Here is a 24,124-nt window from a genome sequence, read left to right on the forward strand (position 1 = left end):
ATAGGTTCAGCGCTGCCCGGCCGGTGACGCGTGGTGGACCGTGTGGTGAAGGTGGGTGTCCCAGACGGGGAAGGGGTCCTCCAGGGACTCCCAGAGGTCCGGGCCGCCCGCCGTCTCCGCGTCCGTCAGCAGGCAGGACTCCAGCGCCGCACGCAGCGTCGCGCGGCGCAGCCCGGTGCCGATGAAGACCAGTTCCTGGCTGCTGACGCGCTCGTGGAGTCCCGAGGGCTCGAAGCGTGCCACGGGCCCCGCCTGGGACCACAGCCCGGCGACGGCGTGCCTGCTCGCGAGCGTGAAGAACCCCTTCGAGCGCAGCACCGTCCCGAAGGTGCCGTCGTCCAGCGGGCCCGTGACCAGGTCCCAGAGGCGGCCGGGGTGGAACGGGCGGTCGTCGCGGAAGACCAGTGAGGAGATGCCGTACTCCTCGGTCTCCGGCACGTGGTCGCCGTTCAGCTCCGCCACCCAGCCGGGCGCCTGCTCGGCCTTGGCCAGGTCGAACAGCCCGGTCCCGAGCAGCGCCGCCACGGTGCCGCCCGCGGGCTCCGGCGTGATCACACCGCGTACGGTGCGGTGGACATGGGCGGAGGGGTTGAGCCGCAGCAGGGCCGCTTCCAGGCGCCGGGCGGTGTCCTCGTCGACGAGGTCCGTCTTGTTGAGCAGGATCACGTCGGCGAACTCGACCTGGTCCACGAGCAGATCACTCACCGTACGCTCGTCGTCCTCGACCGGGGCGAGACCGCGCTCGGTGAGGTCGTCGCCGCGTGCCAGCTCCGCGCGGAAGCCGACGGCGTCCACGACGGTGACCATGGTGTCCAGCCGCGCGACGTCGGTGAGGCAGGCGCCGTCGTCCCGCGCGAAGGCGAAGGTCGCGGCCACGGGCATCGGCTCGGAGATGCCGCTCGACTCGATGAGCAGGTAGTCGAACCTCCCGGCGCGCGCGAGGCGTTCGACCTCCACGAGCAGATCGTCCCGCAGGGTGCAGCAGATGCAGCCGTTGGTCATCTCCACCAGCCGCTCCTCCGTACGGGAGAGCGCGGCTCCGTCCCGTACGAGCGAGGCGTCGATGTTGATCTCGCTCATGTCGTTGACGATGACGGCCACCCGCAGGCCGTGGCGGTTGGTGAGGATGTGGTGGAGGAGGGTCGTCTTACCCGCGCCGAGGAAGCCGGACAGCACGGTGACGGGCAGCCGCCCGTCGGCGGGCGCGGAGACAGGGGCAGGGGCGGGGGAGTGCGGCATGGCGGTGCTCACCGGGGGGCGGAGGGGACGTGGACGTGGGGGAGGGGGATCTCGAAGTGGACGGTGCCGAAGCCCGGCCCGTGCTCCCCCGTCGCACGGGCGTCGCAGATCTCCTTGGCGACGCTGTGCCAGAAGGGTTCGGCACCCGGGATGTCGACGTTGGTGTGCAGGTACACGCAGTCGTAGTCGCCGCGCCTCGCCGCGAAGTCGCAGGCCATGCCCACCATCGTGCGGGCCAGCCCGTGGCGGCGGTGCTCGGGGCGCACGTAGACGCGCACCAACTGCGCGGTGGGTCCCGACGGGTAGCGCTCGGCGATCCAGGCCGGGTGCGGCGGGCTGGCCGGGCCGCGCGAGTGGAGCGCGGTGGTGCCCACGACCTCGTCGTCCCGCGTGGCCACGATGAGCAGGTGCCGGGGGTCGGTGAGATAGGTGCCCTGCACGTCGATGACGTCCTCGTGCCATGCGGGGACGTAGCCGTAGTCGAACTCGCGGTAGAAGGTGTCGAGCATGACGCTCCGCGCTCCCGCCGCGTCGTCGGGCGTCGCCTCGCGCACCGTGTACGGGCCCGTGTGCACGGGGTCCAGCGGGTCCGGGAGGTGAGCGGTGCGGGCAGGGCGGGTGGTGTCAGGGGTGTGCGCGGGGCGCGGCGCAGTGTTCACGCGGCTCGTCTCGCTCTCCGTGGTCAGGGGTGGAGTGGCCGCGTACGAGGCTACATGAAAATCGTTGTCGAAAACGCGCGCCTCTCCGGCACCGTCACCTCTCCGGCGCCGTCACACCTCGTCGGCACCGTCACCGGTGTCTCCGGCGGGACGCGGTGTGTATTCGTGCCGCCCGCGAAGTGTGAGGTCCCCTCCGCTGGTCACTCGTCGGTGAGGCCGGTCTTGTGCCCGGGCATGGGAGCGGCTCAGGCTTCACTGGTTCGGTAACGGCAGCCCGTGGAGCCGCCCCCCGGGGTCTGCTGAATGGCCCTGGAGCCTTATCAGCGTGCCCCGGGGACCCCGCCCGTCTCTGTCACGGTGCGAGCGACGTCGCGCAGCTTCAGGTTATGGTCCTGCGAACTCTTCTTCAGCACCCCGAACGCCTGGTCCTCGCTGAGCTTGTAGCGCTCCATCAGGATGCCGACGGCCTCACCGATGTCGTGCCGGGTGTCCAGGGCCGCGTGGAGCTGTGTGTGCGTACGGGCACTGGAGAAGGCCACGGCCGCGTGGGAGGCCAGCAGCCAGCCGACGTGCTCGGAGCGGCCGGTGAAGGCGTGCGGGCGGGTGGAGTACATGTCCAGGGCGCCGAGGTTGTCGTTCTCGGTGAAGAGCAGGAAGCCCATCATGCTGCCGATGCCCAGCTCGCGGGCGTGTGGCGCGTATCGCGGCCACCGGTCCACCGAGGTGGTCATGTCCTCGACCTTGTAGACCTCCGTGAGCCGACGTGTGGCGTCCAGGCAGGGCCCCTCGAACACCTCGCCCTGAATGCGGTCCGACGTGCGCACCAGGTCACTCGTCGCGGCGAGCGTCTCCACGCGCTTGCCGTTCAGTGTCAGCACCCCGGCCGCCTCGCAGCCGTCGACCAGATCCACGGCGTGCGCCACGACCCTGTCCAGGGTCTTCTGGACGGACTCCTGGGCCAGGAGATCACGTGCCATGTCGGCCAGTGCCGTGGTCAGCTCCTCCCAGGAACCGTCCTCCACGTCCGCCACCTCTCACTCGGCCACCCGGCTCGCTCGGCCACTCGGCCTGCCTTGATGCCGCTCACGATAATCGCCCCGACGGGCTCGTGGCCCCCAGGGTGGAATCTCGTGACCGAGGGGTGCGCCCTCACTCCCCTTCCCCGCGCCCCCGCGACTGACCCGGCCCCTTCTCCCCCTTCTCCCGCTGTTCGTGTTCCTGTTCCTGCTGGTCCTGCCGGAGCTGCTCCTGCTCGCGGTCGCGCTCCCGCGCCTCCCACGCGCGGTCGCGCTCGCGGTCGTGCTCCTCCGCCGCCTTGCCGCCGTGCCGCGGGAGGTGGCCGTGCCGCAGGGTGAGCCACACGTCGCGCGCCCCGCGGCTCGCCGTGCTGCGGCTGCGCGCGACCAGCCGTCGCGCCTGTGCCTCGTCCTCGACCATGGGCGAGGAGCCACGCAGGGGCTTGCCCGCCGTCTCGTGCAGGAAGAGCGCGGCCACGACGCCGACGGCGCCCGCGCCCATCAGGTAGTACGCGGGGATCAGCTCGTTGCCCGTCGACTCCACCAGCGCCGAGTTGATCAGCGGTGTCGTGCCGCCGAAGAGGGAGACCGAGACATTGAAGGCGACGGAGAGGCCGCCGTAGCGCAGGTGCGTCGGGAACAGCGCCGGAAGCGTGGAGGCGCTCGTCCCCGCGAAGCACACCAGCAGCAGGCCGAGGATCACACAGCCGAAGGCGGGCAGCAGGATGCCGCCCTCGCGGATCAGCTCGAACGCCGGGATCGCGAGGATGATCATGGCGACCGCGGCCCAGAGGAACATGGGGCGGCGCCCGTAGCGGTCGGAGGACCTGCCCACGACGGTGATCGAGAGCACCACCAGCACCATGGTTCCCAGCACCAGCAACTGGGCGGTGAGGTTGGGCTCGCCGAGGGTGGTGGTCATGAAGGTGGGGAGGTAGGAGGTGACCATGTAGTTGGTCACGTTGTAGAGCAGCACCAGGCCCACGCAGATGAGCATGGCCTCCCAGTGGTGCGTGAACAGCTCCTTGAGCCGCCCCTTGCCGGACATGCGGGCCTGTTCGAGGCGGTCCTCCTCGGACAGCTCGGACTCGGCGCCGCCCGCCTCCTCGTGCTCCGTCTCCTCCTGCTCCGCCTTCTGGTGCTTGGCCTCCACCTCCTGGAAGGCCGGGGTCTCCTCCAGCCGCAGCCGCATGTAGAGCCCGATCAGGCCCAGCGGCCCCGCCACGTAGAACGGGATGCGCCAGCCCCAGCTCAGCATCTGCTCGTCGGTCAGTACGGCGGTGAGCACGGTGACCAGGCTGGAGCCGAGCGAATAGCCGACGAACGTGCCGAAGTCGAGCCAGCTCCCGAGGAAGCCGCGTTTGCGGTCGGGCGAGTACTCGGCGATGTACGTGGTGGCGCCCGCGTACTCACCGCCCGTCGAGAAGCCCTGCACCAGGCGGCAGACGAGCAGCAGCAGCGGTGCGGCGATGCCGATGGTGCCGTAGCCGGGCAGGAAGCCGACGGCGAAGGTACTGGCCGCCATCATGATCATTGTCGCGGCCAGTACCTTCTGGCGGCCGATGCGGTCGCCCAGCGGCCCGAAGACCAGGCCGCCGAGAGGACGCACCAGGAACGCGGCGGCGAAGGTGGCGAAGGTGGAGATGACCTGGACGCCGGGCGAGTCCGAGGGGAAGAAGACCTTCCCGAGCGTGGCCGCGACATAGGCGTAGACGCCGAAGTCGAACCACTCCATCGTGTTGCCCAGCGCCGCGGCCGAGACGGCGCGCTTGACCTGGGGCTTGTCGACGATGGTGACGTCCTTGGGCTCCAGGCTCTCCTTGCGGCGGCGCAGCAGGATTCTCAGCATGCGCTCGGTCTGCGCGCTGCCGGAGCCGAGCCCCTGTGCCTGCCGGTCGCCGCGCTTCTTGGGCGGGCCGCGCCTGTCCCCGATGTTCATGGCTGCCCCTGCTCGTCGTCGGCTGCGTGGAGAGCGCATGCCGCCCGGAGGGCGGACGCCGCAAAGAGTGACACAAGGGTGATATTAGGTCAGCGCCCTGGTGGGCCGCCCTCCGGGGGTGCCGGCCGCTGCTCCGATCAGCAGGGGGCGCGGGTCCCCTTCGCGGGGGGCGGAAGGAAACGGGGGTGCCCCTTCACCGGGGGTGTTGCGCGGGACGGCCGGCCCGTGATGTGGGCACTGTAGGGTCCCGCGCTGGTTTTTGTACCGCAGTACGCCGGGCGGGTTCCCCGCGCGGGGGTGCGGTCTCCTCGCCGGGTGCGGCTGTGAGGGTGGGCACGGCCCACGCCGCCGCTGCCGTGCCCCGCAGCCGCGCCGTCAGAAGCTGGTGCAGCCGGGCCAGCAGCCACAGCACCCCGAGCCCCGCCACGCCGATCGGGGCCGCCACCGCGGCGTGGGTGAGCCAGGCGCCCGCGAGGGAGGGGCCGCCCCAGGAGGTGTTGTACGGGCCGTCGTCCACCAGCCCGTAGAACAGGCCCCGTGCGACGGCGAGGCACTCGACCAGCACCACGACGAGCGCCGACGCCCCCAGCAGCACGGTCAGCACCGCGTGCCCCAGCACGCGCGGGGCGCCCGGGGAATCGGCGCCCGGGAACAGCGTACCGGCGCGCAGCCACCGGGCGCGTGCGCTCTCTTTCCGTCCTGCGGTCAGGGCCGCGAGGGCTGCCAGGCCGCTGGACAGCAGGGTGGCGGCGTACACGGTCTGCCGGAGAAATCCGGCGAGGAAGGAACGGCGGGCCCGGCGCGCGGGGCATGCTGTCCGGAACACGCGAGGAACGGGCGGTGTCCCAGACGGGGCCCGCGCCACGGCCGGGGAGGACGCGCCCGTGACCATGCCGACCCGGCCGGGGGACACCGGCGCCGTCACCCCCACCCCCACCAAGGTGCCCGCCTCCGCCCCGGCCCTGCGCGGCGGCGCGATCGGCACGGGCGACCTCGTCTTCTTCGTCGTGGCGGCGGCGGCCCCGCTGACCGTCATGGCCGGTGTCGCGCCGCTGGCGATCGGCATGGCGGGCGAGGCGGCACCGCTCGGCTATCTGCTCTCCGGGCTGCTGCTCGTGGTCTTCGCCGCGGGCTTCACCGCGATGAGCCGGTACGTGCGCGACGCCGGGGCCTTCTACGCGTACATCGGGCGCGGCCTGGGCCGCCCCACGGGAGCGGGCGCCGCCTATGTGGCCCTGCTCTCCTACAACGCCATCGAGGTGGGCCTGCTCGCCGCCTTCGGCTGGTTCACCGAGTCCGGCTTCCGGGACCTGACGGGCCTTCATGTGCCCTGGTGGGCATGGGCGTCGGCGGGGCTGGTCGCCATCGGGGTGCTCGGCTGTCTCCGGGTCACGCTCAGCGCCAAGGTGCTCGGTGTCGCGCTGGCGCTGGAGGTGCTCGTGCTGCTGGTCTTCGAGGCCGGAGTGCTGGCCGACGGCGGCGGACCGCGCGGACTCGACCTCGGCTCGCTCTCCCCCGTACACCTCGGCGAGGCGGGCGCGGGCGGCATGTTCGTGCTGGCCATCGGCGCCTTCATCGGGTTCGAGGCGACGGCGATCTACGCCGAGGAGGCACGCAGCCCGGAACGCACGGTGCCGCGCGCCACCTACCTCGCCGTCGGATTCCTCGCCCTCTTCTACACGTTCACCGTCTGGATGATCATCAACGCGTACGGCGCCGACCGCGCCCGTGCCGTCGCCAACGGAGCACACGGCGGCGACATGGTCTTCGCGGCCACCGCTCGCTACGCGGGCGACTGGGCCGCCGACGCCATGCACGTCCTGATCATCACCAGCGCCTTCGCCGCGACCCTCGCCTTCCACAACGGCGCAGCGCGCTACTTCTACGCGCTCGGCCGCGAGGGGCTGCTGCCCCGCGCCCTCGGCAAGGTGACCACGCGCACCCGCTCGCCCGCGGTCGCGGTGGCCGCGCAGTCGGCCGTCGCGCTGGTGGTCGTGGCCGCCTCCGTTGCCGCGCACGCCGACCCGTACACCGTGACGTTCCTGTGGAGCAGCGGCACCGGCATCCTCGGCGTCATGCTGATGCAGGCGCTGGCGGCGCTGGCCGTCCACGGCTTCTTCCGACGGGACCGGCGCGGGCTGCCCGTGTGGCGGGTGGCCGTCGCGCCGCTGCTCGCCTGCGCGGGGCTCGTGGTGCTCATCGTGCTGGTGTGCGCCAACCTCGACCTGCTCACGGGTGCCTCGACGGGGGTGAACACGGCCCTGCTCGTGCCCCTGCCGCTGCTCTTCGTGGCGGGTGTCGCCGTCGCACTGCGTGTGCGCCGCCGCGGCCCGGAGGCGTACCGGCGCCTGACGACGCACGACACCTGATCCACGTCGGCGCCCAACTCGCGCGTCAGCCCCCGGAGTCGGAGTCGGAGTCGGGACCGGGGTGCGGCGCGTAGCCGGGCGTCCACTGCGCTGCCCGTACCGCCTCCCGCAACTGCTCCTCGGTCGCCTCGGGAGCGACACCGTCCTCGACGGCGGCCAGCGCGGCGGCGAGCGCCACGTCCCGCGCCGCCTCGCGCATCTCGCCCAGCGGCGGGAGCAGCGGAGCGGGGCCGTGCGCGGGCGCGGCGCGTGTGGCGCGGTCGCCGACGGCGCGGGCAGCGGCCACCATCATCCGGTCGGTGACGCGGCTCGCGCGCGCGGCGGTGACGGCGAGGCCGATGGCGGGGAACACGTACACGTTGTTCGCCTGCGCCACCGGCACCTCGCGCCCGTCCACCTCCAGCGGCGGAAACGGCGAACCCGTGGCGATCAGCGCCTTGCCGTCCGTCCACCGCGCGAGGTCGGCGGGGGTGGCCTCGGCGTGCGAGGTGGGGTTGGACAGCGGGAAGACGACGGGCCGTTCGCACGTGCGCGCCATGTGCCGCACGATGTCCTCGGTGAAGGCGCCCCGCGCCGTGGAAAGACCGATCAGCACGGTCGGCGACACCCGGCGGACGACCTCGTCAAGACCCGTGCCCTCCCACCCGTCCGTCTCCCCGTCCTCGTGCGCGTAGCCGCGCTGCTCCTCCGTCAGATCGTCGCGGGAACGCAGCAGTACCCCGTCCACGTCGACGAACCAGAAGCGGGACCGCGCCTCCTCGTCCGACAGGCCGTCGTCCGTGAGCGCGACACGGATCATGTCCGCGACACCGATGGCGGCCGAGCCCGCGCCGAGCACCACGAACCGCTGCTCTGCCAGCCGGGTGCCGGACACCTCGTTGGCCGTCGTCAGCGCGCCGAGGACGACGGCCGCCGTGCCCTGGATGTCGTCGTTGAACGTCAGCAGGCGGTCCTGGTAGCGGCTGAGGATGGGGCGGGCGTGCGCCGTCGCGAAGTCCTCCCACTGCAACAGCGTCCCCGGCAGCTCCGCCTCGACGGCCGAGACGAACGCCTCCACCAGCGCGTCGTAGTCCTCCCCTGTCACCCGCCGCGCCGGACGGCCGAGGTAGTGCGGATCGGCCAGCAGCTCCTCGTTGTCGGTGCCCGCGTCCAGCAGGACGGGCAGGGTGCGCGCCGGATGGATACCGCCGATCGCCGTGTAGAGGCTGAGCTTGCCGATCGGGATGCCCATGCCCCCGACGCCCAGATCGCCGAGCCCGAGGATCCGCTGCCCGTCGGTGACGACGATGACGTCCACGTCCCCGTGCGGCCGGTTCCGCAGCAGTTCACGGAACCGGTGCCTGTCGTCCCAGGACAGGAAGAGCCCGCGCGGCCTGCGGTAGATCTCGCTGAAGCGTTGGCACGCCTCCCCGACGGTGGGCGTGTAGACGACGGGCAGCATCTCTTCCAGATGGCGGGTGACGAGCCCGTAGAAGAGCACCTCGTTGGTGTCCTGGAGCTGCCGCAGATAGATGTGCCGGTTCAGCGGCTTGTCGTAGCGGAGGAACGCCTCGTACGCGCGGTCCACCTGCTCGTCCAGCGTCTCCACGGCGGGCGGCAGCAGCCCGTCGAGCCCGGCCTCAGCGCGCTCGCGCGGCCCGAAAGCGGTGCCCTTGTTGCGCAGCGGATCGGCGAGGAGCGCGCTGCCGCGCGCGTGGTGCGGTGTGCCGCTGGTGGACATGACTGCTCCCGGGGGCGGGTGGCGCACGCACGGCCGGGCCCGGGACACGGACCCGTCGGCTCGCCGCCACGGCTGGTACATCGGCACTCGCGACGATACGGCGGCGACGGCACGTACGGGCTGCCGCTCGCGCGGTGGTGGGCGTGTTCCCCCGTGTGACGCTGAATCACTCGGCGCAGGCCGTCGCTGTCCTCGTCGTCGCCCCCGTCGGCGTGTTGCCGGGTTTTCCGGGCGACGGGTGGGAAAGGCGCCGTACGAGATCGACGACGGACCGGTGCGGCCGGAAGCGGGGAAGGAGCGGGGCATGGGGGACGACGGCGGCAGAGCGGTGGCCGGGCGGGGCCGGGCGCGGGGCGGGGGCACCGGCGGGGGCGCGGGCAGGGACGGCGCGGCGTTTCCCTGGCTGTGGCTGCTGCCGGGCCTCGCCCTGCTCGTGGCGCTGACGGTGTGGGGCGTGGTGGTCTACCCGCACCTGCCCGACCGCGTGCCGCAGCACTTCGGCTCCGAGGGCGTCAGCAGGTTCGCGGCGAAGTCGGTGGGCTCCGTCTTCCTGCCGGTCTTCGTCCACGCCGGTGTCCTGCTCGTCATGGCGACGGTCTCCTACGGCGTGCTGAGCATGCGCCCCGAGTCCGAGATGGTCCCGGGCCGGCCGCGCTCCGCCCTGGTCAACCGCCCCGCCACCCGCGAGGGCGCGGTCCGCAGCGCGAAGGCGACGCTGTTCCTGGGGTTCTGCGTCGGGCTGACGCTCGTCGCCGCCTGCGCGGTCATGTGGCAGACGGGGCCCTGGCAGGACCCGCCCGGCTGGTATCCGGTGCTGGTGACGGCGCCGTCCCTGCTGGGCGCCGTGCCGGTGGTGGTCGTCGCGCTGCGCGACAAGCGGCGGGCCTCCCACGCGCCGCACCCGTCCTCGTCGGCGTCCTAGCCGAGGTGCCGGACCGGCCGCCCAACCGCCCGGCCGGGTCGAGGCGCACTGCCGTGCTAAAATGTATACAGACTGTATGCAATAGGCCCGTGTGCGATGGGCGCGGCGCGACTGACGTCGGTGGGGAGAGCTGGCTGTGGAGTCGGGACGGCAGAAGGCGTACGCGTTCCTCAAGGACACGGTGCTCACCGACCCCGCCATGCAGGGCGAGTTCCTGTCCGAGCAGGCCATCGCTGATCGCATCGGCGTCTCCCGCACCCCCATCCGCGAGGCCCTGCTGCTGCTCGCCGCCGAGGACCTGGTCAGCCTGGTCCCCAAGCGCGGCGCCTACATCGCGCCCCTCTCCGGGCGGGAGATCGGCGAGCTGATGGAGATGCGCGCGGTGCTGGAGCGGTACGCGGCGGAGCGCACGGTCGAGGCGGGCGCCGCGCCGGTCGCCGAGATGGAGCGGGTGCTCGACGAGCAGGCCGGGCTGCGGGGGGCCGAGAACGCGCGGGAGTTCATCGCGGCCGACCACCGCTTCCACGCCACGCTCGTGGCCTCGGTGGGCAACGGGCTGATGGCCAAGCAGTACGACGCGCTGCGCAGCCGCCAGATCCGCGCGGGCGTCGTCGCGCTCTACCGCTCGGGCGGGCGCCAGGACGAGGTCATCGCCGAACACCGGCGCATCCTGGACGCGTTGGCGTCCGGCAGCGCGCCGGAAGCGTGCGCCGCGATCGACGACCACATCGCGGCCACCCGCCGCATCCTCGCCGAGGGCTGAGCGTCGCCCACGTCGCGCTGGCAGCCGTGGCCGCGACGGTGCCAGGCAGCGCCGTCACCGCACCCGCCAGCCGCACCCGTCCGTGACGGCGCCGGAGCGCGCGTCAGCGCACCCCGGCACCCGTCGAGCCAGAACCGTCAGGGCCGGAACAGACAGGGGAGGACCGGCGGTTACAGCCGCCGGTTGTCCAGGACCGCGACGGCCCGGCGCACCCGCTGCACCTCGTCCACGTCCACGTCGGCGACGATCAGTCCGGGTGCCGTCCCCGCCTGCTCCCTGACACTGCCGTCGGGGCCGATGAGCGCGCTGTGCCCGATGCCCGTCGGCGCCTTGGTGCGCTCCTCGATGTCCGCATCCGGCTCCGGTGGTGCCTGGCCGACGGCGGCCACCCACACCGTCGCGTCGAGCGCCCGCGCCCTGGTCAGCAGCTCCCAGTGCGCCAGCTTCCCCGGCCCGGCGCCCCAGGAGGCGGGCAGCACGGAGATGACGGCCCCGGCGTCGGCGTGGGCGCGGAACAGCTCGGGGAAGCGCACGTCGTAGCAGGTGGCGAGGCCGACGCGGACGTCGTCCACGTCGATCGTGACGATCTTCGCGCCCGGTGCCACGGTGTCCGACTCGGAGAAGCCGAAGGCGTCGTACAGGTGGATCTTGTCGTAGGCGGCCTCCACACCCGGGCCCGTGGCCAGCAGGGTGTTGGCGACGCGTCCGCCGTCGGCCGGGGTGAACATGCCCGCCACGACGGTGAGCCGGTGGCGCCTGGCGATGTCCCGCAGGCCGTTGGCCCAGGGGCCGTCCAGCGGCTCGGCGACGGGGCCGAGCGGGATGCCGAAGCGGGCCATGGCCGCCTCGGGGAAGACCGCGAGCCGTGCGCCCTCTCCCGCCGCCCGTTCCGCCAGGGCGTCGATGGCGCGCAGGTTCTCCTCGGGGTCGGTGCTCGCGGTGAACTGGCACAGTGCGGTGCGCAGCGTGGTCACGGCGCCTCCTTGTCAGGCCGGGCGGATGCGGATTCGGACGGTGTGCGTGTGCGTGTACGTGTACGTGGGTGTGCGCGCGGGCGGTGCGGTGCGGCGTGGGACCGCCGTGCCCGTACGGTACGGTCTCGCCCACCTCTGGCGCGCCCCCACCTGCGCGGCGCGCTCCGTGCTCACGAGGGCCGCCCCGCGGCGAGCGGGTCCTTGGCCGCGCCGTCGGAGAACCGGCGGGTGTACTCCTCGTCCTCGGCGTGGTCGGCGTCCCGCCCCAGCAGCACACCGGCCACCGTCAGCACGGCGGTCAGCACGATGTAGAGCGCGATCGGCAGCCAGGTGCCGAAAGCGCCGAGCAGCGCCGTGAACACGAGCGGTGCGACGGCGCCGCCGATGACGCCCGCGAGGGTGTAGGCGAGCGAGGAACCGGTGTAGCGCAGGCGCGGGCTGAACTGCTCGGCGACGAAGGCGGCCTGCGGCCCGTACATCACCGAGTGGATGACGAGCGCGCCGATGACGCCCAGGACGAGCAGCCCCCAGGAGCGGGTGGCCACGAGCGGGAAGAAGACGAAGGGCCACGCCCCGGCGGCGACGGCGGCGCCCAGATACAGCCACCTGCGGTTCACGCGGTCCGAGAGCGCGCCCGCCAGGGGGATGAGGAAGATCTGGAGCGCCGAGCCCACGAGTACGGCGGTCAGTGCCTCGCCGCGTGCCATGCCGAGCTGTTCCGTCGCGTAGGTGAGGACGAAGACGGTGAACATCGCGTAGAGCACGTCGGGCGCGACACGGCACAGGATGGCCGCTGCCAACTGCCTGCGCTGGGTGGCGAAGACCTCGCGGATGGGCGCCTCGGGACGCTCGCCGCCCGCTTCGACGGCCTTGAAGACGGGCGTCTCCTCCAGATGCACCCGCACCCACAGCCCGAAGGCGACCAGCAGCCCGGAGAGCAGGAAGGCGATGCGCCAGCCGAAGGAGAGGAACTGGTCCTCCGTGAGGAGCGCGCCGAGCGCGGCCAGCGCGCCGTTGGCCATCAGGTTACCGGCGGGCGGGCCGACCTGGGCCGCAGACGCCCAGAAGCCGCGTTGTCGCGCGTTGCCGAACTCGCTGGTCAGCAGCACGGCACCGCCCCACTCGCCGCCGACGCCCACGCCCTGCGCGAAGCGCAGCAGCACCAGCAGCACGGGGGCCGCCGGGCCCACCGCCGCGTGCGTGGGCAGGCAGCCGATCAGGAAGGTGGCGGCGCCCACGAGGACGAGCGTCGCGACGAGCACCCTCTTGCGCCCGATCACATCGCCGAGCCGCCCGAAGACGAAGCCGCCGAGGGGGCGCGAGACATAGCCCACCGCGTAGGTGGAGAAGGCGAGCAGCGTCCCGGTGAGCGGATCGTCCGACGGGAAGAAGAGCTTGCCGAAGACGAGCGCGGAGGCGGCCGAGTAGACGGCGAAGTCGTACCACTCCAGCGAGGTGCCGGTGAGGCTGGCGGTGAACGCCTTGACCAGCGTCCTGCGGTCGGGAGCGCTGGGCCCGGCAGGCTCCCCGGGCCCCTCCGGGCCGGTCGGCGGGTGCGGGGCGCCCGCCGGAGACGGGTGCTGCTGGTTCTGGTCCACGGGTGGCCCCCTCACGGTCACGGCCTTTCGTACACGAGCATACTTGCTGTATACAGCTCGTATGCGCAACCCTGGGGAGCGGGAATTTACTTCTCCGCAACCCAGCCCGACCTGGAGGAAGCACCATGCCGAGCCTGTCGTTCACCCTGCCGGACAGCAGCCGCCGCACCGTGACCGTGACGCGTCTGCTCAACGCCGGGTACGCCGGCCGCAGCCAGGAGGACGTCGCGGCACACGTGGCGGAACTGGCGGAACTGGGCGTGCCCGCACCCGCCACCATCCCGGCCCTGTACCCCGTCGCGCCCTACCTCGCACAGCAGGCGCGGACCGTGCCCGCGCAGCACGGGAAGACCTCGGGCGAGGCCGAGTGGGCGCTCGTCGTCGACGACTCGGGCGAGCTGCTGCTGACCGCCGCCTGCGATCACACCGACCGCGCCCTGGAGGCCCACGGCGTGGCCTGGAGCAAGAACGCGGGCCCCGACGTCCTCGCCGAGCGCGCCTGGCGCCTCGACGACGTGGCCGAGCGCGTCGACAGCCTGACCCTGCGCGCGTGGGTGCGGGGTGCCGACGGCTCCGAGGAGCTGATCCAGGACGGCACGGGCGCCGAACTGCTGACCCCGGCCTACTGGGCCGGTGTGCTCCGCGAGCGCGGGGAACTGGAGCCCGGCACCGTGCTCATCTCCGGCACCATCCCGATGCGCCACGGGGTCGACCAGTTCGCCGAGGGCTGGCGTGTGGAGCTGGCCGACCCGGCGACGGGGAACGAGATCACCCTCGCGTACGACGTCGTGCCCATGCCCGAACCCATCGGCTGACGGCACCCTCGGCGGCGGGCGGCATGGCTGGTCAGGGCTTTGCCACTACCGGTCCGATGATCGGCCACTACACTCGCGGAAGCGTCGGCGAGGGGTGGTGGCGTGGTGCGTACGAAGAGCACGAACGGGCGGGACAGCGCATATGTGCGCCTGGCGCGCGAGCTGCGGCAGGCGATCCTGCGGCATGACTACGCCGACGGCGTACGGCTGCCCACCGAGGCCGAACTCGCCCAGGCCCACGGCGTCAGCAGACAGACCGTGCGCCGCGCCTTCCAGGACCTGGTCGCCGAGGGCATGGTCTACCGCGTCCCCGGCCGGGGCACCTTCGCCGCGGCCGGGGAGGAGCAGCAGTTGCGGCAGTTCGGCTCCGTCGAGGACCTCATGGCGCTCTCGCTCGACACGGCCATGGAACTGGTCACGCCGCTGCACCGGCAGGTCGACCTCGACGCGGCGGGCAGGCTCCAACTGCGCTCCGACCGGGTGCACAAGCTCGGCTTCCTCCGTCTGCACGAGGAGACCCCGTTCTGTCTGACGACGGTCTATCTGCCGCCGGACGCGGGCAAGCTCGTCGAGGAGGTGCCCGAGCTGAACGAGGCCGGGTCCCGCAGCGGGCTGACCGTCATCGGGCTGCTGGACGCACGGCTGCCCGAGCCCGTCGCGGAGGCCGAGCAGAGCGTCACCGTCGGCCGGGCCACACCCGAGGTCGCCCGCCGCCTCGGATGCGCCGAGGAACTGCCGCTGCTGCGCATCGACCGGCTCTACTTCTCCGCCGCCGGGCACCCCGTCGAGCTGGCCATCAGTCACTTCCTGCCCGAGCACTACTCGTACCGCGTGCGGCTGCGGCGCGGACGGCGCTGAGGCCGCACGCGGTACGAGGGTTGGCGTCGGGGGTGTCGGGAGTGTCGGGGGTGTCGGGGGTGTCGGGGCGCGTCGGCGGCGTGACGTCAGAGGGACACGCCGCGGTGGCGCAGCCAGGCGACGGGGTTGGTGGCCGACTCGGGGTTCGGTGTGCGGCGGACCTCGAAGTGCAGGTGCGGGCCCGTGGTGTTGCCGCTGTTGCCGGACAGGCCGATCTGCTGGCCCGCCGCCACCCGTCGGCCTTTGCGCACCTGGAGCAGGGAGAGGTGCGCGTACTGCGTGTAGAAGCCGTTGGCGTGCCGTACGACGATCTGATTGCCGAACGAGCCGCCGCACGAGGACCGCACGACGGTGCCCGCGCCCACCGACCTGACGGGGGTGCCCGACTTCACGGCGAAGTCCTGCCCCGTGTGCCGGTTGGACCACCGCTCTCCGGAGGAGGCGAAACGGGCGGTCAGCTTGTAGCCCTTGACCGGGGGATACCAACGCTCGTCGGACGAGGGCTTCTTGCCTGCGGGGAAGCTGCCGCGCGGACAACCCCCGCCCGCGCGGGCGGGGTTGGCGGCCTGCCGTGCGGCGGCGACGGGCGCGGCGCGCAGTGTGTCCCGCTGCGCGTGCGCGGTGTGCCGCTCGGCTGCCGACTCGGGGTGCGTGGCCAGAAGGCCCGCGAGGAGCACGGAGCACAGCAGTACGGCGCCCCGTGCGGCGGCGCCCGGTCTCATTAGCGCGACGTGTCTCATGGGGCGATGCTTACTCCTCTGCCGGACCGATCCCTCGTTTTACTGGTCTGGCACGCTGACACACTGCGCTGTTCGCTGTAACCCCGAGGGGCTGAAACCGACCAATCGAGGTATTCGGCGCGGTTCAACCGCGTCGGCGCATCGCCCGCAGATCCTGCGTGGTCGAGTTCATCCCGTGCGCGGCGCGTGCTTCCCTGCGCGCTTCACGGGGGCCGTCCACCGCGTCCCGGCCGTGCCACAGCGTGTGCCCGTCGCCGCGGCGTCCCTCCCTGCGGACGAGCAGGGCGACGGCCAGCCCCAGAACTGTCGCGGCTCCGCAGAGCCCCATGAGCACCGACATGACGTCCCCCTCACGTCCCGCCCCCGTATCTCAAGGGCGTCCACCGTGCCATGGGCCTCCGGGCGGGCACATTGCCATGTTCCGGCAGAGTTCGGGGAGACGGGGCGCAGTGTGCGGGACGAGGTGTGCGGGGTGCGGGGTGCGGGAACGTGCGGTGCCCGGCCGGAGGAACCGGCCGGGCACCGCACCCTGGCCCGACGTTCACGGACGGACCGGGGTGTGCGGTCAGATCACGGGTGCTCAGTCACGCGAGCGCCCGTAGTAACCGCTGAGCCGCTCGTGGTACGCGGGGTCGGTGGTGTGCTTCTCCTTGTCGAACTCGGGGGAGTCCTTGATCTCGTCCTTGGTGCGGTCGACGTAGATCTTCTTCTCGTTCACGTCGATGCGCTCGATGGTCCCGGCGGGCAGCAGTACATGCCTGCCGAAGATCCACGTCCCCGTGTCGACGACGATGTAGGCCGATCCGACGTCCTCGGAATGCTTGTCGACCTTTCCGATGGCGCCGTCGATGGCCTCGACCTTGTATCCGCTCAGATCGGTTCCGGGCTGATACGCGGAAGTCGCGCGGTAACCCCAGATGTTCTCGCTCACGACAGGTCCCTTCATGTGCGATGCGGTCACGGAAGGAAAAAAACCCGCTCCTGGGTTCTCGGTGACTCGGTGAGCGGTCTTCGGGGCCACGAGTCCCCGTCCTCGCCGGAACCACACCGCTTCCGGACCGGAAAGAAGAATCCGGTACGCGTGTGGCGCGACGTGCGGAACGGGGCGGAGCAATACCCGTGCGGTCAGCGGGAATCGCGGTCGGCGGCCCTGCTCAGGGCCGGTGCTTGAAGGCGTCCTTCGCCTTCTCGCCGGCCTGCTTCAGGCTTCCGCTGGACCTGTCGGCGCGGCCCTCCTGCTCAAGGCGCCGGTCCCCGGTGCTCCGGCCGACGCTTTCCGCGATCCGGCCGCGGAATGTCTGCACACTGTTCCTGATCTTCCGGCCCACACTCATGACGTTTTCTCCTCCCCTTCTCTTCCGGTTCTCTTCCGGACCCTTCTGCCTCGGGCCCTGCTGGGCTCCTCGGATTCTTCAGGCCCTCTCCTCCGGCACGCCGTAGCGAGTTCCCCCGGTCCGCGTCCCCATGCCGCGCGGCGAAGTGAAGAGCGTGCACGCCGTGCGGAGAGGGGTTAGCTTCGGAGCATGTCCAGCCATGAAGCGCGGTTCGAGATCGTGATCACCCCGCAGGGCGCGGCGGAGGAAGAGGAGACGGCACGCTCCCCCGAGCGGGCCGCCGTCCGCCGTGCCGCCGTCGAGCCGACCGGCGAGACGGGCGCGAGCGGCTACCCCCGGTACGCGGGCGAGGGCGTCGAGGCGGACATCGATCCGGTGACCGCCACCGTCGAGGCGCTCACCGTCGACGGGGACGAGCTGCCCTACGGATGGACGGCCTCCGTGGCGCGCGGCGGCGAGGAGCCCGACGGCCCCCGCTGACTGCTTTTCCTGACGCGTGGCGTCCCCGTCAAGGGTGATCTTCGCCACTGCCGTATGTGCGGGCGCGTCCGACGCCCGCCACCCCCGGCCCTCCCGATGCCGCACCCGGCCCCGCCTGCGGCCCGCTCGGCGGCCCGGCAGGGGACCCCGGCGAGGGGCACCCTCCCGGACCCCGTGGGGGAGCGGCCGTGATACGGAGAGTGTCAGGAAACAACAGCCGATGGGCAGAGGAGCCGTACATGCAGCGACGTACCGACCTGGTCGAGGACCTGATGGACCGGTTCCCGCATGTGCCGCGGGAAGCGGTCCTCAAGGAGGACCTGCTGCGGGGCGGCATAGCCTTCGACGACTCGGCGCTCAGCGACGGTGACGACGGCGATGTGAAGCCCAAGTCCTACTTCATCTTCTCCTTCGACCACCGCACCCTGCCCGAACTGGGCACGGCGGCCCTGCGCCGCCCGCCGGAGGAGATCGTGCTGACGGGCGGCCCCTACGGGCTGCGCCGCACGGTGGTCTCGGTGCGGGTCAACCCGGACAGCCCCTACCGGGTGCAGGCCGACGAGGACGGCGCGCTGCGGCTGCACCTCGACGGCCGCCCCATCGCCGACGTCGGACTGCCGCCGATGCCGGACTACTACCGGGAGACGCTGAAGAACGGCAAGTCGGTGATGGAGGTGGCGCCCACCATCCAGTGGGGTTACCTGATCTATCTGACGGTCTTCCGGGTGTGCCAGTACTTCGGCGCCAAGGAGGAGTGCCAGTACTGCGACATCAACCACAACTGGCGCCAGCACAAGGCCGCGGGCCGCCCCTACACGGGTGTGAAGCCGGTCGAGGAGGTGCTGGAGGCGCTGGAGATCATCGACCGGTACGACACCACAGGCGCCTCCCGCGCCTACACCCTCACCGGCGGCTCCGTCACCTCCAAGGTGGACGGTCTTGCCGAGGCGGACTTCTACGGCCGCTACGCGCAGGCCATCGAGGAGCGCTTCCCCGGCCGGTGGATCGGCAAGGTCGTGGCACAGGCGCTGCCCAAGGAGGACGTGCAGCGCTTCCACGACTACGGCATCCGCATCTACCACCCCAACTACGAGGTGTGGGACCGGAACCTCTTCGAGCTGTACTGCCCCGGCAAGGAGCGCTACGTCGGCCGCGACGAGTGGCACCGGCGCATCCTCGACTCGGCCGAGGTCTTCGGCCCCTCCAACGTCATCCCGAACTTCGTCGCGGGCGTGGAGATGGCGGCGCCCTCCGGCTTCCGCACCGTGGACGAGGCGATCGACTCCACCGCCGAGGGCCTCCGGTACTTCATGTCCCGGGGCATCACCCCGCGCTTCACCACCTGGTGCCCCGAGCCCACCACCCCGCTCGGCAAGATGAACCCGCAGGGCGCGCCGCTCGAATACCACGTGCGGCTGCTGGACGTGTACCGGGCGACGATGGAGGAAAACGGCCTCAGCTCCCCTCCCGGCTACGGCCCGCCCGGACCGGGGCACGCGGTCTTCTCCGTCAGCTCCTTCATGGACAGCCTCCCCGCGCAGGACGGGGCGGCTGCGGTGGACGCCGGGAGCGAACGGCCCGCCGAGGTCTGAGGGGGCTTCGCGCCGGGGTGTGTGGGGCGCGACGGGAGTGAGAAGGGTGGTACGTGGCACGGAACAGGGGCGAGAAGTGGCCGTCCGGGGCGAGCACGTACGCAGGAACGGGCGAGTGGCTCCCCACAGGGCACCCTTCAGGGGATAGTAGGCGTTGTCGCGAGGAGGATGTGAAGATCGGGCCGACGGTTCTGTTCCGGTCGGCACGCGGAATACGAGGAGTACGCGGGATACGGGGCCCCACGGGAGACGGGCCCGTCCTGGAGGACGCAGGAGACGGTGCGCGGGCACCGTCGAAGGGAACCGCATGGAACCGGATCCGGACCCCGGCCAGGAACCGGAGCTCGACCCCGAGCTGTGGGAGCTGGCCGAGGTGCGCGCCAAACTCACCGGTGAGGACCCGCGACGCGCCTACGACGTCCTCACCGGCGCGGGCCGCGGGCTGCCACCGCGCGACGGCAGGGCGTACGACGGGCAGCCGTCCAACGGTCAGGCTGGCGGAGAGCGGGAAGAGGATCGGAAACGGGAGCCAGGGCCCGGCTCCGACGACCCCTGCCCCGAGGCCGATGACGCCGGAGGCGGTCCCCGTCCGCGCGCCCTGAGAGCCGTGCCGACGGACCCGGACTCGCCCCGTTCCCCCGGCCCCGCGACCCGCGCCCCAGGGCCCGCCACCGGCGCCTGACCACGGCGGACGCCCCGGAATCCGGCCACCGGCCGCCCCGTGCCGACGGGGCGGCCGGTGGCCTCACCCGTTCCCGCCCTGGTCGCGGGGCCGCAGGAGCAGGCGCCGCGCCGTGTTCCGCTCGACCGCTTCCCGCCCGTACACCAGCGGGAACGCGCCGTCCGACGCCCACGGCCCGAACAGGTCCGCGTGGTGCGGGCTGTCCGGAACGCCCGACTGGCCCGGCGCGTTCATGGCCACCGACGCGTCCCAGTCGCCCACGTCCACGACCAGCCGGAAGGTGGCCCCCGCCGTCTGGCGGAAGTCGGCACCGTACGTGGCGGCGCCGACGGTGTCACCGCTGCCGCCCCGCTCGGCGGGCCCCACGACGGCCCACTCCGGCAGTTCCTCGCCCCGCTCCTTAGCCGCCTCCCGCAGCAGCCCCGTGAGCGGGTGCCGCAGCAGGGCCCGGTGCAGGTCTCCCCAGCGCCAGGCGTCCCTGTCCTGGCCCAGCAGTTCCTCCAGCTCGGTCACCGCGCCGGCGAGCGAGCTGAGGAGCAGGGCGCGGAGCGTCTCCCCGGGGCGCGGGCCGAGCCGTTCGCCCGGGTCGAGCAGCAGGTCCAGGTCCACCCGCGCGTCGGCCGACGCGTCCTCGGCGGGCAGCACGCGGGCCAGCGCCCGTTCGGCTGCCGTCTCCACACCCGCCGCCTCGTCCCGTTCCCCGCCGTCCCCGGCCGCCGGCGCCTGCCGCAGCGCGGTACGCAGCAGGGACGGGCGCAGATGCCGCCTGTGCCACACCTCGTACAGGGCGGCGGCTGCCGACCCGGGTGCGAGCACCGCGTCCCATCCCCGCAGCAGCTCCAGCGCCCACCGCACCCGCTCGTCCGTGCTGTCCAGCCCGTCGAGCAGCGGCAGCACGGCCCGCGCGGGCACGCTGAGCTGGTCCGTCTGGAGCGCCACGCAGTCCTGAACGCTCCAGTCGGCGCGCTCCGCCAGTCGTTCGCAGATGCGCTGGTGGCGGTAGGGCGCGTACCAGTCGTAGGTGACGGTGCGTTCGTCGTTCGGGTAGCCGGGCGGCAGGTTGAGCTGGTTCGCCGTGGCGAACCAGCCAGCCTCCGGGTCGCGTACGGAGGGCAGCGCTTCCGGGTCGTGGAAGCCCGCCCACTCGTAGCGGCCGTCACCGGGGACGGGCAGCGTCCCGTCCCAGTTGGGGCGCACCGGAACCCGTCCGGCCGGGCGCCACCCGATGGTGCCGTCGGGCGCCGCGTAGACCTGGTTCTCGCCCGGCGCGCCCCACCTGCGCATCGCGGCGGTGAAGGCGTCGGGGTCCTCGGCGCCCATGTAGTCCATGCTGCCCAGATACGGGGCCATGCCGGGCTCCAGCCAGGCGGCCCGTACCGCGAACGCCGCGTTCCGCTCCGGGGTCTCGCGCACGACGGGCCCGTGCCGGGTGAACCACAGCTCGGCCTCGACGGGTTCGCCGTCCTTCACCGGGATGCTCTCGGCCACCCTGACCATGGGCTCCCAGCGCCCTTCGTACCAGTAGGCGCGGGGGTCGTCCGGGTGCGTGCGGTAGACGTACAGATCCTCCTGGTCGATGGGGAAGATCGTCAGGCCGAACGCGATGTGCCCGTTGTGCCCGATGGAGACGCCGGGCAGGGCGGGTTCGCCGCCGCCGATGACGTCGAGGCCCGGCGCCGACAGGTGCGCGAGGTAGCGCAGCGAGGGCAGCGTCACGGCCCGGTGCGGGTCGTTGGCCAGCAGCGGGCGGCCCGTCGCGGTACGGGAGGGGCCCAGCACCCAGTTGTTGCTGCCGTCGATGCCCTGCCGTGGCGCGGCGGGCGGCGCACCGGGGGGCGCGGCCCACGGGGGAGTGGTCGCCATCCGGTACACGCGCAGCACGTCGTCGGGGATGACGGACAGATCGAGCCCCTCCGGCACCCGCAGCGCGTGCGGCGCGGGCTCGCGCTTCTTGCGCAGCTCCTCGGCCGCAGGGCCGTGGTCGCGCAGGGTCAGCGCCCTGGAGACCTCGTCCTGGAGGTTGTAGTAGAGCCCGTGGCTGCGGACACGGGCCACGTCGGACGGCTCCCAGTGCGCGGGCTCGTAGCCGAGGAGCGTGAACTCGGGCGGCAGCAGGGCCGGTTCCCTGCGGCACAGCTCGACGAAGGCGTTGATGCCGTTCACGAACGCGCCGGTGACCCGCTCGGTGTGCTCCCCGTAGGCGCGCCACTCCTCCGCCATGCCGCCCCGGTAGAGGAACAGCCGTGCCGCGCGGTCGTGTTCGGCGTACTCGGCGCCGAACACCTCGGCCAGCAGCCCGAGTCCGCGCCTGCGCCACAGGTCGATCTGGAAGAGGCGGTCGCGGGCCGCGTTGAAGCCCTGGGCGAGGAAGAGGTCGTTCCGCGAGGAGGCGTACAGGTGCGGGACGCCCCACCGGTCGACCAGGATCTCCACGGGGTGGTCCAGCCCCGGCACCTCGAAGACCGTCACGTCGCCGTCGTTCATGTCGTGCGTCGCGCTCATGTCGTGCGTCGTGCTCACGCTTTCTTCTCCTCCTCGCGGACGCGCTCGTCGCCCGTACGGGTGGTGTGCGCCGGGCGGCGCGTGAGGGTCAGTGCCAGGACGACGGCGAGGTTGGCGGCGAGGGCGATGATGCCTCCGTTGACGCCGTGCCACGGGTCGTTGTCCGAGGCCCACAGCGCCGTCATCACCGCCAGGCCTACGGCCATCCCCGACACGGCGGCGCGCGCGGTCATCCGGGGCCAGAACAGGGCGAGGAGGACGGTGGGCACCAGTTGGGCGAGCCCCTCGTAGGAGAGGACGGACAACTGCACCAGCGTGTTGGGGTAGAAGAGGCTGCCCGCGAGGGCGATCAGCCCGGCGAGGAAGCACACGAGCTGCGAGAGGCGCTTGGTGCGCACGTCGTCGGCGGGGCCGCTGCCCTTGCGCCGGGAGCGCGGGTCGGCGCCGTTGCCGCCGCCGAGCAGGGTGCGGCCCCACAGGGTGCCGATGGCGAGCATGAACACGCTCATGGGCACGATGGCCGAGAGCGCGCCCGCCACACCGATCACGGCGACGAGCGGCGCGGGCAGCGAGTCGGTGACGAGACGGAACAGCGCCAGGTCGGGGTTGTCCAGGTGGGGGAGCGCGAACAGCGCCGTGGCGCCGACCATCATCGGGATGAACAGCAGCAGTTGGTACCAGGGCAGCAGCAGCGCGTTGCGGCGCAGCGCGTTCGGTGACCGCGCGCTGAGATAACCGGCGACGGTGGTCGGGAAGATCGTGATCGTCACCGCGTTGAGCAGCAGCGTGCTGACGAACCAGGTGCCGTTCAGCCCGCCCGACTCGTGCCCGGGGAAGGTCAGCCACTCGGGCTTCTCGGCCACCATCCGGTGCATGAGGTCGCCGAACCCGTCGAGATAGTGCAGCGGCACGTACACCGCGAGGAACACCACGGCGGCGATCACCAGCACGTCCTTGAACGCGCTGACCCACGCGGAGCCGCGCAGCCCCGAGACCAGGATGAACACCTCGGCGACGACGAAGGAGACGACGGCGGCGACGCGCAGATCGACGCTCCCGTACGTCATCGCGTTCACCACCACGCCCATGCCCTGGATCTGCACCTGGATGTACGGGACGAGGAAGACCGTGGCCACGACCACGACGAGGATGCCCACGGGGCGGGAGCGGAAGCGGTGTTCGGCCATGTCGGCGATGGAGATGAGGCGGTGCCGGGAGGCGTACGTCCACAGCGCGGGGCCCACGACATAGGCGACGGCGAAGCCGACCGTCAGATACGCGACGAGGTAGAGGATCGGCACCCCGTAGGAGTACGACCAGCCCGCGGTACCGAGGAAGGAGAAGCTGGTGTAGGTCTCACCGGCCATCAGCAGCCAGATGAACATCACGCCCAGCCCGCGGCTGGAGACCGACCACTCGGCGAGCCCCTTGTCACGGCCCCTGGCGCTCAGCACGCCGATGAGGATGGTGGCGACCATGGCGAGGCCGAAGATGGTCGTGGCGACCGCGGCGGATCCGCTCATCGGACGCCTCCCTTCCCGGTCTCGCTCCCGGGCAGGGTCCCGGTCCCGGTCTCCGCGTCGTCGGCGGGGATCGGCTCGATCGCGTTCGTGCGGTACGCGGGGTCGAGACGCGCGGTGAGCCAGATGACGAAGGGGCTGATCACCGTCGCGGCGATCACCCAGAAGAGGAGGAAGGGGATGCCCAGCACCCGCGGTTCGACGCGGTTGGCCACCAGCGGCGCCGCGCAGTACAGCGCGGCGGGCACGAGCAGCAGCCACAGCGCGTGCCGGCGCGGGCGTACGGCGGGCAGTTCGTCGAACGGGAGCGGCCCTGGCTCCTGGGGGCCGTCCAGCCCTCCGTCCTCGGTGGTGGGGGACATGTCACTCCTTCTTGGGGCTGGGCTGGGCTGGGCCGGGACG

At 72.3% G+C, this 24,124-nt stretch carries 23 protein-coding genes; 8 read left to right on the forward strand and 15 right to left on the reverse strand.

Features of this window, described 5'->3' with window-relative positions; genetic code table 11:
• Window positions 1-6: 6 nt before the first annotated feature.
• The 5 genes from ACWGJ2_RS11525 to ACWGJ2_RS11545 form a co-directional block, all read right to left on the reverse strand.
• Window positions 7-1,239, reverse strand: coding sequence for a GTP-binding protein (locus ACWGJ2_RS11525; protein WP_453345822.1), 1,233 nt, complete (start codon window positions 1,237-1,239; stop codon window positions 7-9).
• Window positions 1,240-1,247: 8 nt separating this feature from the next.
• Complete coding sequence (locus tag ACWGJ2_RS11530; protein WP_453345854.1) at window positions 1,248-1,823, reverse strand: GNAT family N-acetyltransferase; 576 nt, start codon at window positions 1,821-1,823, stop codon at window positions 1,248-1,250.
• A 395-nt stretch (window positions 1,824-2,218) separates the two neighbouring features.
• Window positions 2,219-2,875 carry a GAF and ANTAR domain-containing protein gene (locus tag ACWGJ2_RS11535; protein WP_453345855.1) on the reverse strand — a complete coding sequence of 219 codons (657 nt, stop codon included), beginning with the start codon at window positions 2,873-2,875 and terminating at the stop codon, window positions 2,219-2,221.
• A gap of 172 nt (window positions 2,876-3,047) precedes the next feature.
• Window positions 3,048-4,763 carry a glycine betaine/L-proline transporter ProP gene (proP, locus tag ACWGJ2_RS11540; protein ID WP_453345856.1) on the reverse strand — a complete coding sequence of 572 codons (1,716 nt, stop codon included), beginning with the start codon at window positions 4,761-4,763 and terminating at the stop codon, window positions 3,048-3,050.
• 283 nt (window positions 4,764-5,046) lie between these two features.
• Window positions 5,047-5,679: a hypothetical protein gene (locus ACWGJ2_RS11545; protein ID WP_453345823.1), complete on the reverse strand. Its 633-nt coding sequence runs from the start codon at window positions 5,677-5,679 to the stop codon at window positions 5,047-5,049.
• Window positions 5,680-5,743: 64 nt separating this feature from the next.
• Between ACWGJ2_RS11545 and ACWGJ2_RS11550 the strand changes: the two genes are divergently transcribed.
• A complete protein-coding gene (locus ACWGJ2_RS11550) occupies window positions 5,744-7,222 on the forward strand; it encodes an APC family permease (protein WP_453345857.1) in 1,479 nt (492 codons plus the stop codon).
• A gap of 25 nt (window positions 7,223-7,247) precedes the next feature.
• On the opposite strand, the gene ACWGJ2_RS11555 is transcribed toward ACWGJ2_RS11550, so the two are convergent.
• Window positions 7,248-8,942, reverse strand: a complete 1,695-nt coding sequence (locus ACWGJ2_RS11555) for an NAD-dependent malic enzyme (RefSeq protein WP_453345824.1) — start codon at window positions 8,940-8,942, stop codon at window positions 7,248-7,250.
• Between the two features lie 304 nt (window positions 8,943-9,246).
• Here ACWGJ2_RS11555 and ACWGJ2_RS11560 point away from each other — a divergent pair, with 304 nt between their 5' ends.
• Both ACWGJ2_RS11560 and ACWGJ2_RS11565 read left to right on the forward strand, forming a co-directional pair.
• Window positions 9,247-9,864 (forward strand): DUF1648 domain-containing protein, encoded by a 618-nt coding sequence (locus ACWGJ2_RS11560; RefSeq protein ID WP_453345825.1) that lies wholly within the window; start codon window positions 9,247-9,249, stop codon window positions 9,862-9,864.
• A 136-nt stretch (window positions 9,865-10,000) separates the two neighbouring features.
• Window positions 10,001-10,627 (forward strand): GntR family transcriptional regulator, encoded by a 627-nt coding sequence (locus tag ACWGJ2_RS11565; protein WP_453345826.1) that lies wholly within the window; start codon window positions 10,001-10,003, stop codon window positions 10,625-10,627.
• 170 nt (window positions 10,628-10,797) lie between these two features.
• Here ACWGJ2_RS11565 and ACWGJ2_RS11570 read toward each other — a convergent pair whose 3' ends face one another.
• Both ACWGJ2_RS11570 and ACWGJ2_RS11575 read right to left on the reverse strand, forming a co-directional pair.
• Window positions 10,798-11,592, reverse strand: a complete 795-nt coding sequence (locus ACWGJ2_RS11570) for a carbon-nitrogen hydrolase family protein (protein ID WP_453345858.1) — start codon at window positions 11,590-11,592, stop codon at window positions 10,798-10,800.
• Between the two features lie 179 nt (window positions 11,593-11,771).
• The gene (locus ACWGJ2_RS11575) at window positions 11,772-13,091 is read right to left on the reverse strand and encodes an MFS transporter (RefSeq protein WP_453345859.1); all 1,320 of its coding nucleotides are present in this window, start codon (window positions 13,089-13,091) and stop codon (window positions 11,772-11,774) included.
• Between the two features lie 233 nt (window positions 13,092-13,324).
• On the opposite strand from ACWGJ2_RS11575, the gene ACWGJ2_RS11580 reads away from it, so the two are divergent.
• Window positions 13,325-14,014, forward strand: coding sequence for a DUF2848 domain-containing protein (locus tag ACWGJ2_RS11580; protein ID WP_453345827.1), 690 nt, complete (start codon window positions 13,325-13,327; stop codon window positions 14,012-14,014).
• 105 nt (window positions 14,015-14,119) lie between these two features.
• Window positions 14,120-14,872 (forward strand): GntR family transcriptional regulator, encoded by a 753-nt coding sequence (locus ACWGJ2_RS11585; RefSeq protein ID WP_453345828.1) that lies wholly within the window; start codon window positions 14,120-14,122, stop codon window positions 14,870-14,872.
• An 86-nt stretch (window positions 14,873-14,958) separates the two neighbouring features.
• Here ACWGJ2_RS11585 and ACWGJ2_RS11590 read toward each other — a convergent pair whose 3' ends face one another.
• The 4 genes from ACWGJ2_RS11590 to ACWGJ2_RS11605 form a co-directional block, all read right to left on the reverse strand.
• Window positions 14,959-15,612 carry a M23 family metallopeptidase gene (locus tag ACWGJ2_RS11590; protein ID WP_453345829.1) on the reverse strand — a complete coding sequence of 218 codons (654 nt, stop codon included), beginning with the start codon at window positions 15,610-15,612 and terminating at the stop codon, window positions 14,959-14,961.
• Between the two features lie 124 nt (window positions 15,613-15,736).
• Window positions 15,737-15,952, reverse strand: coding sequence for a hypothetical protein (locus ACWGJ2_RS11595; RefSeq protein ID WP_453345830.1), 216 nt, complete (start codon window positions 15,950-15,952; stop codon window positions 15,737-15,739).
• Between the two features lie 240 nt (window positions 15,953-16,192).
• On the reverse strand, window positions 16,193-16,543 hold the full coding sequence (locus tag ACWGJ2_RS11600) for a PRC-barrel domain-containing protein (RefSeq protein ID WP_453345831.1): 351 nt from the start codon (window positions 16,541-16,543) through the stop codon (window positions 16,193-16,195).
• 223 nt (window positions 16,544-16,766) lie between these two features.
• A complete protein-coding gene (locus ACWGJ2_RS11605) occupies window positions 16,767-16,946 on the reverse strand; it encodes a CsbD family protein (protein ID WP_453345832.1) in 180 nt (59 codons plus the stop codon).
• 189 nt (window positions 16,947-17,135) lie between these two features.
• On the opposite strand from ACWGJ2_RS11605, the gene ACWGJ2_RS11610 reads away from it, so the two are divergent.
• The 3 genes from ACWGJ2_RS11610 (at window position 17,136) to ACWGJ2_RS11620 (ending at window position 19,700) form a co-directional block, all read left to right on the forward strand.
• The gene (locus tag ACWGJ2_RS11610; RefSeq protein WP_453345833.1) at window positions 17,136-17,426 is read left to right on the forward strand and encodes a hypothetical protein; all 291 of its coding nucleotides are present in this window, start codon (window positions 17,136-17,138) and stop codon (window positions 17,424-17,426) included.
• Between the two features lie 239 nt (window positions 17,427-17,665).
• Window positions 17,666-19,018: a radical SAM protein gene (locus tag ACWGJ2_RS11615; RefSeq protein ID WP_453345834.1), complete on the forward strand. Its 1,353-nt coding sequence runs from the start codon at window positions 17,666-17,668 to the stop codon at window positions 19,016-19,018.
• 307 nt (window positions 19,019-19,325) lie between these two features.
• Entirely contained in the window at window positions 19,326-19,700 is a 375-nt protein-coding gene (locus ACWGJ2_RS11620) for a hypothetical protein (RefSeq protein WP_453345835.1), read from the forward strand.
• Between the two features lie 63 nt (window positions 19,701-19,763).
• On the opposite strand, the gene ACWGJ2_RS11625 is transcribed toward ACWGJ2_RS11620, so the two are convergent.
• Genes ACWGJ2_RS11625 through ACWGJ2_RS11635 form a run of 3 tightly spaced genes read right to left on the reverse strand, consistent with a single transcriptional unit; the run spans window position 19,764 to window position 24,084 of the window.
• Complete coding sequence (locus ACWGJ2_RS11625) at window positions 19,764-22,220, reverse strand: penicillin acylase family protein (protein WP_453345836.1); 2,457 nt, start codon at window positions 22,218-22,220, stop codon at window positions 19,764-19,766.
• On the reverse strand, window positions 22,217-23,725 hold the full coding sequence (locus tag ACWGJ2_RS11630; protein ID WP_453345837.1) for a sodium:solute symporter family protein: 1,509 nt from the start codon (window positions 23,723-23,725) through the stop codon (window positions 22,217-22,219). Before ACWGJ2_RS11630 ends, ACWGJ2_RS11625 begins: the two co-directional genes overlap by 4 nt.
• Window positions 23,722-24,084, reverse strand: a complete 363-nt coding sequence (locus ACWGJ2_RS11635) for a DUF3311 domain-containing protein (protein ID WP_453345838.1) — start codon at window positions 24,082-24,084, stop codon at window positions 23,722-23,724. The genes ACWGJ2_RS11630 and ACWGJ2_RS11635 overlap by 4 nt, the downstream gene beginning before the upstream one ends.
• Between the last annotated feature and the right edge of the window lie 40 nt (window positions 24,085-24,124).

The sequence above is a fragment of the Streptomyces sp. NPDC054796 genome (assembly GCF_053611545.1).

Coding starts and splice junctions, on each gene's coding strand:
- ACWGJ2_RS11525 (WP_453345822.1), bottom strand. CDS start 1,239: ATGCCGCACTCCCCCGCCCCTGCCCCTGTCTCCGCGCCCGCCGACGGG.
- ACWGJ2_RS11535 (WP_453345855.1), bottom strand. CDS start 2,875: ATGGCACGTGATCTCCTGGCCCAGGAGTCCGTCCAGAAGACCCTGGAC.
- proP (WP_453345856.1), bottom strand. CDS start 4,763: ATGCTGAGAATCCTGCTGCGCCGCCGCAAGGAGAGCCTGGAGCCCAAG.
- ACWGJ2_RS11550 (WP_453345857.1), top strand. CDS start 5,744: ATGCCGACCCGGCCGGGGGACACCGGCGCCGTCACCCCCACCCCCACC.
- ACWGJ2_RS11555 (WP_453345824.1), bottom strand. CDS start 8,942: ATGTCCACCAGCGGCACACCGCACCACGCGCGCGGCAGCGCGCTCCTC.
- ACWGJ2_RS11560 (WP_453345825.1), top strand. CDS start 9,247: ATGGGGGACGACGGCGGCAGAGCGGTGGCCGGGCGGGGCCGGGCGCGG.
- ACWGJ2_RS11580 (WP_453345827.1), top strand. CDS start 13,325: ATGCCGAGCCTGTCGTTCACCCTGCCGGACAGCAGCCGCCGCACCGTG.
- ACWGJ2_RS11590 (WP_453345829.1), bottom strand. CDS start 15,612: ATGAGACACGTCGCGCTAATGAGACCGGGCGCCGCCGCACGGGGCGCC.
- ACWGJ2_RS11595 (WP_453345830.1), bottom strand. CDS start 15,952: ATGTCGGTGCTCATGGGGCTCTGCGGAGCCGCGACAGTTCTGGGGCTG.
- ACWGJ2_RS11605 (WP_453345832.1), bottom strand. CDS start 16,946: ATGAGTGTGGGCCGGAAGATCAGGAACAGTGTGCAGACATTCCGCGGC.
- ACWGJ2_RS11610 (WP_453345833.1), top strand. CDS start 17,136: ATGTCCAGCCATGAAGCGCGGTTCGAGATCGTGATCACCCCGCAGGGC.
- ACWGJ2_RS11615 (WP_453345834.1), top strand. CDS start 17,666: ATGCAGCGACGTACCGACCTGGTCGAGGACCTGATGGACCGGTTCCCG.
- ACWGJ2_RS11620 (WP_453345835.1), top strand. CDS start 19,326: ATGGAACCGGATCCGGACCCCGGCCAGGAACCGGAGCTCGACCCCGAG.
- ACWGJ2_RS11630 (WP_453345837.1), bottom strand. CDS start 23,725: ATGAGCGGATCCGCCGCGGTCGCCACGACCATCTTCGGCCTCGCCATG.
- ACWGJ2_RS11635 (WP_453345838.1), bottom strand. CDS start 24,084: ATGTCCCCCACCACCGAGGACGGAGGGCTGGACGGCCCCCAGGAGCCA.